Genomic DNA, 12,477 nt, shown 5'->3' with positions numbered 1-12,477 from the left:
CGGCGCCGCGGAGGGCGGGCGGCCCGGGGCGCGGGACCGGTACGGGCGGCGCGGGGCGCCGGGCGCGGCGCCCGGGGCCCCCTCCCGCAGGCCGCCCGCGCTCCCTAAGCTCTACCTCATCAGGCCGCGGGACCGCCCCCGGTCCGCCGGCTCCGTCTGGTAAGCGAGGACCCATGCATCGGGCACTGATCGTCGTCGACGTGCAGAACGACTTCTGCGAGGGCGGCAGCCTGGCCGTCCCGGGCGGGTCCGAGGTGGCCGCGGCGATCACCGACCTGGTCGCCGAGAGCGCGAGCGCGGCGGGCTACGCGCACGTCGTGGCCACCCGGGACAACCACCTGGACCCCGGCGACCACTTCTCCGACCACCCCGACTTCGTGCACAGCTGGCCGGTCCACTGCGTGGCGGGCACCGAGGGGGTGGGCTTCCACCCGAACTTCGCGCCCGCCGTGATCTCCGGCGCGGTCGAGGCCGTCTTCGACAAGGGCGCCCGCGCGGCGGCGTACAGCGGTTTCGAGGGCAGGGACGAGAACGGCGTGCCCCTGGCGGTCTGGCTGCGCTCGCGCGGCGTGGAGGAGGTGGACGTGGTGGGCATCGCCACGGACCACTGCGTGCGGGCCACGGCGCTGGACGCCGCCCGGGAGGGGTTCCGCACCCGGGTGCTGCTGGACCTGACGGCGGGCGTGGCGGCGGGGACCACGGAGCGGGCGCTGGAGCAGCTGCGCGCCGCGGGCGTCGCCCTCAGCGGCACCCCGGTGGTCGCGGCCGGCTGAGCCCGGACGGGCGGCCCCGTCGGGCCCGGCCCGGACGGACCGGGCCGGGCCCGACGCGCGGGCGGGCCGGAGGGGCCGCGCGGACCGGCCGGGCCGGGCGGACCGCGCGGACCCGGCGGGTCAGCGTGCCTTGACCTTGAGGGACGTCATCATGCCCAGGTCCTCGTGCTGGGCCATGTGGCAGTGGAGCATGTACGTGTACTTCTCCGAGGCGAAGTCGGTGAAGCGCACCGCGATGCGGATGCTGCTGCCCTGGGGGACCGCCACGGTGTCGCGCCAGCCGAGTTCGGCGCCCCGCGGCTTGCGCCCGCCGACCGAGACCAGCTGGAACGGCACGTCGTGGATGTGGAAGGAGTGGTCCCGCGGGGAGCGGTTGACCACCTCCCACAGCTCCAGGACGTCCTTGCGGACCGTGATGGTGGCGCGGTCCATCGCCTCCATGGTGGTGCCGGACACGCCGTCGATGCCGAGCAGGCCGCCGTTCTCGGTGAGGGCGATCCGCCGCGGCCGGAGGCGGGAGGTGTCGAAGCGACGGATGGTGTTGAGCCGGGACGGCAGCGCCCTGGGCCGGGGGGCGCCCCTGGCGGGGAGCAGCCGCAGGAAGTCGTGGCTGCCGTCGCGGCGGCGTCCGACCCGGGTCCGGACGGCCGCGCGGAGGGTGACCGACCGGTCGACGTCGACGACGACCTCGGCGCGGCAGCCGGCGGGCAGCCGGACCGCGCCGGTGCTGAGGGGGCCTGGGAGGAGCGCGGACTCGGTGGCGACCTGGACGAGGGGGCGGCCGTCGGTGCGGGTGACGACGAGCTCCTCGGCGAGGCAGGCGTTGAGCAGGCGCAGGCGCACGCGCCCCCGGGTGGCGGTGAAGTCCAGCGGCGCGCCGTCGAGGGGGGCGCCGTTGACGACGAAGGGGAAGGAGACGTCGCGGTCGGCGAACCCGTCCGCGTCGTACCTGATGCCGCCGTCGTCGCCCACGGCGACGCTCTGCAGGATCACCGGGACGTCGTCGGTGCCGTAGGCGCCGGGCAGGGCGGCGGAGCCGGCCGAGGCGTCGTCGACGATGAGCAGGCCGGCCAGGCCCCAGGAGATCTGGCGGGCGGTGCGGTCCATGGTGTGGGGGTGGTACCAGAGGGTCGCGGCCTCCTGCTTCACCGTGAACTCGGGCGACCAGGTCTCACCGGGGGCGAAGGCGGAGTGCACGCCGCCGTCGGCCTCGGGCGGGACGTGGGCGCCGTGCCAGTGGACGGCCAGGTCCTCGTCGAGGTCGTTGGTCACCTCGAAGCGGACCTTCTGCCCGTTGCGCACCCGGAGGGTGGGGCCGAGGTAGGAGCCGTTGAACCCGGCGCTGCTGCTCCGGACCCCGGGCAGCAGCTCGTGGGTGCCGAAGGCGGCGCGCAGGGGGAAGACCCAGACGCCGTTGCGGCGGGTGGGGACCAGCATCTCGGGTATCGGGAGCCGGGTGGCGGCGGCCGCCCTCCCTGCCGGCAGTACGAGTCCGGTGGTGCCGAGCGCCGCGGAGGCGGCGCAGGCGAGGCCCGCCATGAAGCGTCGCCGGGAGATGCCCGGCCGCCCGGGGAGGTGTGCGGGCGGAGCGATGTCGTCCATACCTCAGGACGCTAACCAGACCATTTATGTGATTAACGGTTCATTAGACCGCTCCACTCGAACAGCGGTAGACGGGCCCCCCGGAGAGGGACGGCAGGCCACGGGAAGGCGCGGCCGGGGGTCGTGTCCGTCCGTCAGCAGCGGTCTCCCCCGGCACCGGCGGCCGGGGCGGCGGACCGGCGGGGAGAGGGACGCGGCACCGGCGGCCGGGGCGGCGGACCGGCGGGGAGAGGGACGCGGCACCGGCGGCCGGGGCGGCGGACCGGCGGGGAGAGGGACGCGGCACCGGCGGCGAGCCGGACGGAAGGGGACGGCGGGGGGCGGGACGGTGAGGACGGCGGCGGGGGCGGAGGCGGGACGGGCACGGCGGCGGCCCCTCAGCCGTGGTCCGCCACCAGCCGCACCGGGTCCAGGCCGCCCGCCGCCAGCGCCGTCCGCAGCTCCTCCTCCACCGCCGCCGGCTCCGACACCAGCCGCTCCGACGCCAGGTAGACCACCCGCACCCCCAGGTGCTCCATCCGGTGCTGGCAGGCGCGCACCCACGCCGACTCCCCCTCGCTGACGCAGCGGACGTCCGAGTCGAGCTCCACCGCCACACCGCGCCCCGGCCAGAACACGTCCGGCACCGCGACGAAGGTCCCGCCCCGCATCCGCAGCTCCACGCCGCAGACCGGCTCCGGCAGCAGCCACCCCGCCAGCAGCCCGCGCAGGGCCTCCCGGGCCCCCTCCCGGACGGCCGCCAGCACCTCGTCCAGCGCCGCCCGCACCGGCACCGCCGCGAGCAGCCCCGCGTCGCGCAGCTCGGCCGCCAGCTCGCGCACCGGGCAGCCGCGCTCCGCGACCGCCTCCCGCAGCAGCGCCCGGACCGCACCCGGCCGGGACACCACGTCCGACGAGGCCAGCGTGTCGGCCACCGCCCGCGCCATCGGCGCACACGCCAGGCCGTGCACCAGGCGGGCCTCCAGCGACCGGTCGGTGCGCAGGATCCGCACCTCCCCCGCGTCGCGCAGCCGCCGCTGACGCGGCACCAGCACGTCCACCCCGTACACGGCCGGCAGCCGGGGCACCGAGGTGAAGCCGTACAGGGCCAGCGCCGCCGCCCCGGTGATCACCGGTGCGCCGCGGCGCTCCGCCATGCCGTTCTGCGCGGCGTACAGCAGCGCCGCCCACATCCGCTGCTCGGGGGTCGGGGGGTCCGGCTGGAGCACGAAGACACGGGGCAGGATCCGCTGCCAGGGGCCGCCGTGGCGGCAGTGCTCGGTGATGGTGCGGGCCGGAACGCCCCGCGAGCGGAGCTGACTGGCGGTCACCACGTTGCACTGCAGACGGGCGAGGTCGTCGAGGGAGGGGACCGGAGAGGGGGTCTGGTGGTTCATGGCCCCACCATCCCCGGACGCCGCCGGCGGCTCCCCCGAAAACGGCCGCTGTTACAGGCCCGTCGACGACCCGGGACGCACCGGGGCTAAAGTCCGCCTACCCTCACCCGAACAGACCACGAACGACCGTGCCCCGCTTCACCCGTGCGGAGTAACCGCAGGTGCGGGGCCCTTCGGGCCGGACGCCCGGGGACCGGACGGGACGCCGACCCCCGGGCGGCCCACCGGTCACCCTGAGTCACTGCCGGTAGGCGTCGGGCTGCTGGTACGGGTTCGGCTGGGGCTGGGCCTGCGGCTGGTGCGGCTGCGACTGGTGCTGCGGGGGAAGGCCGGGCTGCGCGTAGGGGTTGGGCTGGGACGGCTGCGGCGGGTACGCCTGGCCGTACGGCTGCGGCGCGCCCCACGCCCGGCCCGGCACCTGGCCCTGGCCCTGCGGGTGTGCCTGCTGCCCCTGGTACGGGGGCAGCCAGGGCTGCGGATGCCCGCCGGGGCCTCCCCCGCCCGGGCCGCCGGGGCCGCCCGGGCCGCGCCCGCGCCGCCGCACCACGAGGACGGCGCCGACCACGGCCGCCAGCACCACCACGCCACCGGCCGCCGGCACCCACGGCGGCACCCCGCCGCCGTCCGCGGCCGGGCGCGCGGCGGAGTCGCCGCCGGCCGCAGCCGTCGCCGAGGCGTCCGGATCGGCCTGCGACTCGGGGCGGTCCAGCAGCGGGTTCCCCTTCGGCGCGGACGGCAGGTCCATGGTCAGCGCCCGCTTGGGGCTGGCGATGCCGTAGCCGTACCGGGAGTTGGGCACGCTGCTCCCGTCGGGCGGGGCCACCGCCGACCTGATCAGCCGGGTGATCACCTGCCCCGCCGTCAGCTGCGGGTACTTCGCCCGCACCAGCGCGGCGACGGCGGAGACGTACGCGGTCGCGTCGGAGGTGCCGCTGCCCATGTTGTAGGCGGCCGGACCGGTGTTCTTGGCGTGCGGCACATGGACGCCGGGGGCGACCAGCGTGACCTCGGAGCCGCGGTTCGACTTCTCCCAGACGTCTCCGCGGACGTCGACGGCGCCTACGGCGACGACCCCGGGAACGGCCGCCGGGTACTCGACGCGGTCGAAGCCGTTGTTGCCGGTGGACGCCACCAGGACGACGTCGTGGTCCACGGCGTAGCGGACGGCGGCGCGCTCGTCGCTGCCGCCCCCGGCTCCGCCGAGCGACATGTTGATGACCTTGGCACCGTGGTCGACCGCGTACCGGATGGCGTCGGCCACCCGTGTGTCCTGGGAGGAGAGGTCGAGGGTGTCCTTGGCCAGGTGCACCTTCACAGGAAGGATCTTCGCCCTGGGCGCGAGGCCCATCACACCGTCCCGGCCGCCGGGGCCGTGGCCGTGGCCGGCGATCAGGCCCGCCATCTCGGTGCCGTGGCCGAGCTCGTCGGTGCGGCCGTCCGACGAACCGCCGGAGAGGTCGGCGCCCGGCAGGATCTGCCCGGTCAGGTCCTGGTGGCCGGCCTCCACCCCGCTGTCGATGAGGCCGACGACCACGCCCTGGCCCTGGCTGACGGGCCAGACGTCCTTGGCCGCGTTGTACTTGAAGAGCGGCCACTGGGCGTCGCGCACCTGGTCGGCGGCGGCGCCGCCCGCTCCTCCTGCCAGCAGGAGGGCTGCTGCGGCCGCCACGGCCGCGACGCGTCCTCGTGCTCCGATCCTCACCAGCGGCCACCTCGCTCGATCATGCGACCGCCCCGCGGTCCTGCCCGCGGGGCGGTCGTCCTGGACGGTCATTCCACCACGTGGGGATTGGAGACGCCCCCGTCGACCCAGGTGTCCTCGTCCTCGACGAGGTAGTCGGGCCGGTCGCCGTGCCGGTCCTCCTCACGCCTGCGCCCGCCCTGCACGGCACCGCCGGGCATCCCGGTACGGTCTCCGCCGGATGCCTCTGCCTGGCCGCCGCCAGGGCGGCCGCCGCCGGGCTGTCCGGCCCGCAGGCGGCTGCCGAGCCCGGTGCCGCCCTCGGTGAAGGTGCCGGCCCCGTGCGCGCCCGGGACGCTCTCGCCGACGACGCCTCCGGAGCGGCCGGTCAGCCGGGAGCCGCGTCCGGCGTCACTGCGGGCACCGCCCGACACGCCTCCGGCGGCTCCGGCGCCGTAGCCGCCCATGCCACGGCCGCCGCCGGGTCCGGCAGCCGCCTCCCCGGCGGCACCGGCGGCAAGCGGCGTACGGCCCCCGGCAGTTGTCCGGCCGCCCCCGGCCGGGGCCTCACCGCCGGAGTCCGCGAGGACGCCCCGGCCGGAACCGGGGGCGAGCCCCCCGGAAGAACGGACACCTCCGGCGCGGCCGCCGGCGATGAGGCCACCACCGGCGCGCCCGCCACCGATGAGGCCGCCGCCGGTCGCGGGAGCACCTCCACCGGGTCCCGGTGCGGGGCGGCCGCCCCCGGTGACGGCCGGTCCGGCTCCGCCGACGGCGGGCCCGGCAGGGGAACCGGGGGCCCGGACGCCTCCCGCGATCCCCACGGAGCCGCCGGTGCCGACCGCTGCGCCGCCCGCCGGCCCCGGGGAGGCGGCGGCCGGCGGCAGGGAGGTCGCCGTACCGCCGTGGACGCCCGCGTCGGTGGCCGGGGCGGCGTGCGCGACACCTCCCCCGGGGCTGCCCTGCAGCACCGAACCAGGAGTCCTTCGCGCACGGTCGTCGGCGCCGCCGCCTCCCGAGGCGCCGGCAGCCCCTCCCAGGCCCGCACCGATGATGACGCCGCTGATCGCCCCCGCTCCCGTCGGGTCGTCAGGCGGAGGAGGCCAGTTGTCCTCCTCGTCGTCGTCCCCGGCCCTCGGCGGTCGCAGGACCGCGGCCGAGTTCTCGTAGCGCTGCGCCAGGGTGCGCATGACGGCGACGGCCTGCTGCTTGCGGGCGGCGGCCTCGCTCCGCCGGGTGTCGGCGTCGTCGGCGCCGAAGAGGCCGGAGACCTTGTCGTCCACCCAGTCGGTCGCGCTGTCCCAGCCCGACGGCTCGTCGGGCATGGCGGCCTTGGCCTCGGCGATCGAGTCGGAGACGATCTCCAGGGTGACGGCCGTGTCGTTGGCGTACTCGGCGGTGTTGTTGACGCGGTCGGCCAGCCTGTCCATGTTCGCGTGGAAGGCGTCGCTGGCCCTGCCCTCCCAACCGGTGGTGGCCTGGCCGGCGTAGGACTGCAGGGCCGTGCGGACGCCCTTGAGGGTGTCGTAGGCGCGCCGCCAGGGGTCGGCGGCGCGCATCACGGCGCCGGGGTCGAGGGCGTCGACCATGGCCTTGAGCTGCCCGTGGCTGTAGCTGTCGAAGTCGGTGGTGGCGTCACCCATGGCGGTCCTCTCCGTTCCCCGTCACCACGTGCCGCCCTGCTGCGCCTCGGCCGGGGTCGGCGGCGCGTCCTGGGACGGCGGGGAGGGGTCCGCGGCGGTGCGGCGGGCGGATGCGGCGGCGCCGCGCTCCCGCCCCTCGTAGGTGCGGGCCGTGGAGGTCGCGGCGGCCCGGCGCATCGCGGCGGCGGTACCGTGCTCCTGCTCTTCGTAGTTGCGGGCCGTGGCTTCGGCGTTGCGCTGGGCCTCGTCGAGGGCCTGGTGGAGCGTGTCGAGGACGTCGCGGAGCGCGTCGCGCATGATGCCGTACCGCTCGTCCAGCCTCCGGGCCTCCGGGAAGGGGCCGAAGCTGGAGGCGGCGACCCCGCTGCCGGCGTGGACCCGGTCCCCGCCCGCGCCGGCCTCGAACTCGGCGAGCAGCCCGCGCACCCGGGCGGCGAACTCCCGCAGGTTGTCGATCTTCACCTGGTAGCCCGTACCGGCCACAGCCTGCCTCCCCCTCGGCCCTCCGGCGACACAGCGCATCCATGTCTAACACACGGCCGTCCGTCCGGGAACGCGGCACCGCCCCCGACGGCTGCGCACCGGGCGGCGGGGAGAGGGGGCGGGCCGGCGGCTCCCGGAGGTGTCAGTACGTCAGGAAGCCGGTGGTGTCGACGGTCCAGGGGCCGACCGGGACGTGGTCACCGAAGACGTGGTCGTGGCGGGCCCGGTAGCGGGGCTGCCCGTCGGGGCCGGGGCCGGGGTCGGAGAGGACGGAGAGGGTGCCCTTGCGGGGGTCCACGATGAGGTAGAGGGGGATGCCCATGGCGGGGTAGTCGCGGGTCTTCTGCGTGTAGTCGTTGTCGGGGTTGGACGCGGAGACGACCTCCGCCACCAGGAGCACGTCGGCAGGGTCGACGAAGGCGTCCTCCTCTTCCAGGACGGCCTCCGGGAGGACGACGAGGTCGGGACGGCGCATCCGGCCCAGCGGTACCGACTCGATCTGCGGACCGCTGTGGGCGATCACGCCGGGGCGGGTCCGGGCGAGCTGGTCGTTGAGCTGGCGCCCCAGACGGAAGGTGATGAGCTCGTGCCGCTTGACCGGGCTCATCATCATGACGATGCCCTCGGCGCCGATCTCCACGGCCCAGACGGGCGGGGTCACGGGCAGCTCGTCGGCGATGGCCCGGAGGCGCGCGTAGAGCGAGGGGTCCATGGGGGGCTCCGCAGGTCGGGTGTGTCGATTCTACGAGCCGTCCCGCAGGGCGGCGGCCAGGGCGCGGCGGCACAGGGAGTCGGCCCGGCGGGTGGTCTCGGGCAGCCGGTAGCGGGGGGTGAGGCGCAGGGTGTGGGCGCAGGCGCGGTCGAGGGAGACGCCGTGGCCGACGGAGACGTAGACGGGCTTGACCCCCTCGCGGGTGCGCAGGGCGCGGCCGACCTCCTCGCCGCCGTCGAGGAGGGGGCTGTGGTCGCCCCGGCGGGGTCCGGGGGGCTCGCAGGTGAAGGTGAAGGGGGTCTTGGCGACGCCGAAGGAGGGGATGCCGGTGAGCAGGCCGAGGTGGCTGGCGAGGCCGAGGCGCCGGGGGTGGGCGACGCCGTAGCCGTCGCAGACGACGAGGCCGGGCCGGACGGTGAGGCGGTCCAGGGCGTCGAGGACGGCGGGCAGTTCGCGGAAGGCGAGGAGGCCGGGGACGTAGGGGAAGGCGACGCGGCCGACGGCGGTGGCCCGGTCGACGACGGCGAGGGTGGCGGCGTCGAGGACGACGGCCGCGGCGGCGACGAGGTCGTGTGCGTCGTCGTAGGCGACGTCGACGCCGGCGACGGTGCCGCCGGCGGCGGGGTCGGGGCCGGGGCCGAGGCGGTCGACGAGGGGGCGGAGCCGCTCCTGTTCGGCGACGGCCTCGGCTTCGGTGCGGGGCAGGGCGGCGGGAGTGCTCACCCCGGGGAGGCTACCGGGGCGGTGCCGCCGCCGGGCCCCGGGAGGGTCGGGCGGGGGGCGGGCGGAGGGCGCCGGGGCGGGCCGGGCACAGGGGCCCGGGGCGGAGCCGGGGAGGACCCCGGCCCAAGGGCCCGGAGAAGGGCCCGGCAAAGGGCCCGGCCCGCCCCGAACGTGTCGGGGCGGGCCGGGCGCGGGTGGTGCGGGGTGTTACTTGACCGGCTTCACGCGGACGACGGACTCGAGCTTGTCGGGGCTCTCGTACACGACCTCGATGCTGGTCTTGGTGTCCGGCACCTGAACGCTGCTGTACGGGTTGTCGGCGTACCAGTAGGTGCCCGTGTGGTCGTTGAAGACCGGGACGCCCTTCTGGGACGGGACGGTGGTGGCCGCGTCGGCCCTGTGCAGGGTCAGGGAGTCGGTCTTGTCCAGGCCGAAGGCGGAGTCGTAGCTCTGCATGCGCGGGCGCATGAGGGCGCCGTCGGCCCAGTGGAGGGGCTTGGCGTGGGCGTCGACCGGGAGGACGAGGCCCTTGCCGGGGTGGTCGCTGACGTTGTTGTCGGTCTGCGAGCCGTCCCAGTACCAGACGACGAGGCCGTTCTGGTACGGGTAGTGCTCCACCCAGTCCGGCTTCGAGGCGAAGCCGAAGTTGTACGGGCCGGTCTTCAGCGTGGTGTCGTAGGACACGTACTGCCGGTTCTCGGCCAGGTAGTACTGCGGGTACTCGTTGGTGACGGACCCGGTGATGCGCTGGAAGCCGTCGGCCGCCCAGCCGTTGTCGCCGTTCTCCACGCCGTCGCTGAAGACGGTGGAGCCGTCGGCGGTCACCGCGATGTCGTCGAGGGCGAGGCCCTTGTAGTGCAGGCCGCCGTCGGTGACGTAGTGGAACCGGACCTTGACGGCCTTGCCCGCGTAGGCGTCCAGCGGGTAGGCCAGGTCGCCCCAGACGGCCTTGTTGCCGGTGAGGCCGGCCTTGCCGCTCTCGTTGTGCGGGATCGGCTCGCCGTTGAAGGTTCCGTCGAGGACGGTCCAGTTGGCGCCGCCGTCGGTGGAGACCTCGGCGTAGCCGTAGTCGTAGTCCTGCTCGATGTCGTACCAGCCCTTGGCGGTGAGGGTCGCCGAGGACTTGCCGGTCAGGTCGACGTCACGGGCCAGCGAGACGTTGAGGTCGTCCGCGCTGCCGCTCCACCACTCGTAGGAGCCGTCCGCCGGGGTGTTGATGGCGGTGGTCACCGACTTCTTGGGGAGCTCGACGACGAGGCCCTGGGCCTGGGCGGTGTTGTACTCCGCCGGGCCGAGGCGGTGGCGGCTGGACTCGCCGACCTTGGCGGTGTCGTACTTGAGCCAGCCGAGCTGCAGCTTGCTCCACACGTCCATGTCGTCCGGCAGGTCGCCGATGGCGTCCTGGCCCTTGCCCATCCAGGAGCCGGAGGACATCAGGGACCAGAAGCCGATCGAGTTGTCCTGCGGGCCGACCGTGTCGTACAGGTCGGGCAGGCCCAGGTCGTGGCCGTACTCGTGGGCGAAGACGCCGAGGCCGCCGTTCTCCGGCTGCATCGTGTAGTCGCCGACCCAGATGCCGGTGTCGCCGGCCTGGGTGCCGCCGAGCTTGTTGAAGTCGGGGCCCGAGGTGCCCTGGCCGGTGGCGTAGGCGTACGAGCGGTGGGCCCACAGGGCGTCGGTGCCCTGGGCGCCGCCGCCCGCCGACTGGTCCTCGCCGGCGTGCACGATCTGGAAGTGGTCGATGTAGCCGTCGGGCTCGTTGAAGTTGCCGTCGCCGTCGTAGTCGTACCGGTCCCACTGGTCGTAGGACGCGAGCTCGGCCTTGATGTCGGCGGTGGTGCGGCCCTTCGCCTGCTGGTCGGCGACCCAGGTGTTGACGCCGTCACGGATCAGCTGCTGCGCGTTGGCGCAGACGTGCGCGCCGCAGTAGTCGCTGCCGTAGCGGGCCTCGTTCCACGGGACCTTGACCCAGTCGGTGACGTCGCCGTCGACCGAGTAGCGGCCCGAGGACTGCTTCTCGTAGTAGGTCTTGAGCGAGTCGCCGGTCTTGCTGAAGTACATGTCCTGGTAGTGCTGCTGGTTGTAGTCCGGCAGCCAGTCCGTGGAGTTGTCCTTCGTGCGGTCCGGGGCGGCGATCGTGTTGTGCGCCGGGCCGGGCTGGCCGCCGTACTTGACGACGGCGGGCTTGGGCCCGCTGCCGTCGGGGTCGTACATGGTGGTGTTGTCCACCTGGTCGCCGAACTCGACCAGGATGGTGAAGATCTTGTCCGTGCGCTCACGGCCGAGCTCGACGTACTTGTCCCGGGCGAGCTTCACGGTCTCGCTGCCGTTGCGGTTCTCGACCTTGGCGGTGCCGTCGAGGACCTTCTCCAGGGCGGCCTTGCGCTCGGCCTGCTGCTTGACGCCCATCGGGCCGGGCAGGTCGTGGTCGACCTTCTGGACCTGGGTGTCGGCCGGGTCGTGGCTCACCGGGGCGGCGTCCTGACCGGCGGCGGAGGCCGTGCCGGGCAGCGCCGCAGCGGCGAGCGCGGCTATGAGCGCCGCGGTCGCGGTACCCGCGACGGCTCTCTTGGTCGTCTTCAACGTGGTGACGTCCTCCCCATGACTGCCTGGTCCCTGGAGTCTGGCGGTGGCCGCCCAGTGAACCAGTGAGTACCAAGTGGAGGACATTTGATCGGACCGGTACGACAAAAGAAAGACCTTGACCCGCACATGACTTTGGCTTTAGGGTCCGCGCCCGCGTGCGCCCCTGACGGCACGTCACGGATGCGCCCTTTGCGTGACGACTGCCACAGTCCGTCCACCGGGAGGTGAGCCCGTGCGCCCCCCGTGCACCCCTCCGCGGGGGTTAGTCTGGTCTCACCAGCACATGCACCGGGTATCTGCACAGCGGATCTGCTGACGTCCCGACCGCCGTCCGCGCATCGCGCAGCACGCGCACGGGAGGCACGGGCGGGGAGCCGGCCGATCCCACCCCGCCCCGCACACCCCCGATGCGAAGGACGGAACCGCCATGCCCCGCCCCACCCCCGCCCAGATCTGCTGGGGAACCCTCGCCGTCGTCTCCGCCACCGCGGTGCTGCTCGCCGTGTCCGGCGCCGACAGCGTCCCCGCCGTCACCGTCCTGGTGGTCTTCGGACTCGCCCTGGGCACCCTCGCCACCGCGCTCCTCGTCCCCGGCCGCGCCCCCCGGGACAGCCGGGACGTCGCCCCCGGCGCCGTGCCCGGCGCAGCACACGGCGTACCGGGCCGGCGGATCCCGGCCGCCGCGGAGCGCGAGTACGCCGAACCGTCACCCGGGCGCCGCTGAGGCACGGCCGGACGGGCTCCGGACACCGGGCCCGGCGCGGCGCGGACGCCCGGAGGACCTGCGCACCCGCGGTCCTGCACGAAGCCGACAGGGCGTCAAGACGTGAAAGCGCCATGTCGACACGTCAACGGTCCGCCGCAGGGCCGGGCGGACCGCACCGGCGCACCGCCGGGC

General features: G+C 75.1%; 10 protein-coding genes. 2 read left to right on the top strand and 8 right to left on the bottom strand.

What is annotated here, in order from left to right:
• Positions 1-173: 173 nt before the first annotated feature.
• On the top strand, positions 174-773 hold the full coding sequence (locus LO771_RS22775; RefSeq protein ID WP_230745685.1) for an isochorismatase family protein: 600 nt from the start codon (positions 174-176) through the stop codon (positions 771-773).
• Between the two features lie 120 nt (positions 774-893).
• Here the strand turns inward: LO771_RS22775 and LO771_RS22770 are convergent, their stop codons facing one another.
• The 8 genes from LO771_RS22770 to LO771_RS22730 all read right to left on the bottom strand — a co-directional run bounded on the left by LO771_RS22770 (position 894) and on the right by LO771_RS22730 (position 11,576).
• Complete coding sequence (locus LO771_RS22770; protein WP_230745676.1) at positions 894-2,375, bottom strand: multicopper oxidase family protein; 1,482 nt, start codon at positions 2,373-2,375, stop codon at positions 894-896.
• A gap of 377 nt (positions 2,376-2,752) precedes the next feature.
• Complete coding sequence (locus tag LO771_RS22760; protein ID WP_230745674.1) at positions 2,753-3,751, bottom strand: hypothetical protein; 999 nt, start codon at positions 3,749-3,751, stop codon at positions 2,753-2,755.
• 238 nt (positions 3,752-3,989) lie between these two features.
• Positions 3,990-5,453 (bottom strand): S8 family serine peptidase, encoded by a 1,464-nt coding sequence (locus LO771_RS22755; RefSeq protein ID WP_230745672.1) that lies wholly within the window; start codon positions 5,451-5,453, stop codon positions 3,990-3,992.
• A gap of 68 nt (positions 5,454-5,521) precedes the next feature.
• Entirely contained in the window at positions 5,522-7,075 is a 1,554-nt protein-coding gene (locus tag LO771_RS22750) for a WXG100 family type VII secretion target (protein ID WP_230745662.1), read from the bottom strand.
• A 21-nt stretch (positions 7,076-7,096) separates the two neighbouring features.
• Entirely contained in the window at positions 7,097-7,558 is a 462-nt protein-coding gene (locus LO771_RS22745; protein ID WP_230745660.1) for a hypothetical protein, read from the bottom strand.
• Positions 7,559-7,700: 142 nt separating this feature from the next.
• The gene (locus LO771_RS22740) at positions 7,701-8,270 is read right to left on the bottom strand and encodes a Uma2 family endonuclease (RefSeq protein WP_230745658.1); all 570 of its coding nucleotides are present in this window, start codon (positions 8,268-8,270) and stop codon (positions 7,701-7,703) included.
• Positions 8,271-8,300: 30 nt separating this feature from the next.
• Positions 8,301-8,993 (bottom strand): endonuclease V, encoded by a 693-nt coding sequence (locus LO771_RS22735; protein WP_230745656.1) that lies wholly within the window; start codon positions 8,991-8,993, stop codon positions 8,301-8,303.
• 207 nt (positions 8,994-9,200) lie between these two features.
• Entirely contained in the window at positions 9,201-11,576 is a 2,376-nt protein-coding gene (locus LO771_RS22730) for an immune inhibitor A domain-containing protein (protein WP_230745654.1), read from the bottom strand.
• A gap of 430 nt (positions 11,577-12,006) precedes the next feature.
• On the opposite strand from LO771_RS22730, the gene LO771_RS22725 reads away from it, so the two are divergent.
• Positions 12,007-12,303, top strand: a complete 297-nt coding sequence (locus LO771_RS22725; RefSeq protein WP_230745652.1) for a hypothetical protein — start codon at positions 12,007-12,009, stop codon at positions 12,301-12,303.
• The last annotated feature ends 174 nt before the right edge of the window (positions 12,304-12,477 follow it).

This window comes from Streptacidiphilus sp. ASG 303 (assembly GCF_020991365.1).
Classification (GTDB): domain Bacteria; phylum Actinomycetota; class Actinomycetes; order Streptomycetales; family Streptomycetaceae; genus Peterkaempfera.
This window is presented reverse-complemented; position numbering and strand designations above follow the sequence as displayed.